A 222-nucleotide genomic window follows, 5' to 3' on the forward strand; every position below is an offset into this window, starting at 1 on the left:
TCCGTACTGGTTCTTCTACTGACCAGGTTCATGGTATTGTTAATTTATTTAGTGAAATGGCAATTGACAGTAAGAATATTAACGGAACTGGTACTGGTATAACACTACCTTCAAGAGGAGCAACTCCTTTTGATTTACCAAATGCCCTTGCTCAAGGAAAAATAAAGATACTGCGTAAAACGAAGTATCAACTTGGAGTCGGTCAAACATTTACCTATCAAA

General features: G+C 36.9%; 1 protein-coding gene. It reads left to right on the forward strand.

Annotation, left to right across the window (positions count from 1 at the left end; translation table 11 throughout):
• On the forward strand, nucleotides 1–222 hold a 222-nt coding region (locus C1I89_RS34795), incomplete at both ends, for a hypothetical protein (RefSeq protein ID WP_181391126.1).

The sequence above is a fragment of the Achromobacter pulmonis genome (assembly GCF_002885955.2).
Taxonomy (GTDB): Bacteria; Pseudomonadota; Gammaproteobacteria; order Burkholderiales; family Burkholderiaceae_B; genus Achromobacter; species Achromobacter pulmonis_A.